General features: G+C 69.2%; 1 pseudogene. It reads left to right on the forward strand.

The window, feature by feature from the left end:
• Nucleotides 1-144 precede the first annotated feature (144 nt).
• Nucleotides 145-776 (forward strand): annotated as a pseudogene (locus tag ACLJK8_RS22930) (transposase); the annotation flags it as partial.
• Nucleotides 777-889: the final 113 nt, after the last annotated feature.

Consider the following 889-nt stretch of genomic DNA (forward strand, 5'->3'; position numbering starts at 1 on the left):
GAAGGCGCGCGGGAGCGGGGTCTCCGGGTCGATGGCGGCATGAAGCGCGGCTGGGGGGAGGCGGCGCGCTATGACGGGGATCTCCGCGCCGGATACAAGGGCGGCGGCGGACTGATCACGCGGCGGGATGGTGAATCCGTCGAAGGCCCGCGCGTCACCTGGAACGGGCGCCGGCATAGCCGACGCCAGCCCGGACGATGGGCCCGGGCGTGGAGTCCCAAGCAGATCTCGCGCGAGACTTACATCTCGATTTTCCCGAGGACGATACGATGCGGATCAGCCCGGAGGCGATCTATCGGGCACTCTACATTCAAGGTCGCGGCGCCCTGCGTCGGGAGCTGACCGCCTGCCTACTAACGGGCCGCGCGCCGCGCATGCCCCGTGCCCGGATCGCGGGTCGGGGGTCCTTCGTCACCCCGGAGGTGATGATCAGCGAACGGCCCGCGGAAGCCGCGGACAGAGCCGTCCCGGGCCACTAGGAAGGAGACCTGATCCTGGGGCTGAACCGCCCGGCGATCGGCACCCTGGTGGAGCGCACGACACGCGTCACGATGCTCTCCGCCTTCCGCCCATGCCCGGACACGGGATCGGCCCCCGCCAGAAGAATGGTCCGACGCTCGCGGGTCATGGCGCCGAGGCCGTCCCCGACGCCATCGTCGCCGCGATTACGACCCTGCCCGAGCACCTCAGGCGCTCCCTGGCCTCGGACCAGGGGGCCGAGATGGCGCGTCATGCCGGACCTCAGGATCATCCACAGGCTGCCGGTTTACTTCTGTGTATAAGTCAGCACTTGATCTGACAGACGATGTCCTGAAGCTGAGGTGAGAGCCGGGGCCGGGCGTGGAGCGGTTGGGGTGGCGAAACGCCCGGCTTCGGCGTTTGGAGGGAC

This window comes from Amaricoccus sp. W119 (assembly GCF_047275745.1).
GTDB lineage: Bacteria > Pseudomonadota > Alphaproteobacteria > Rhodobacterales > Rhodobacteraceae > Amaricoccus.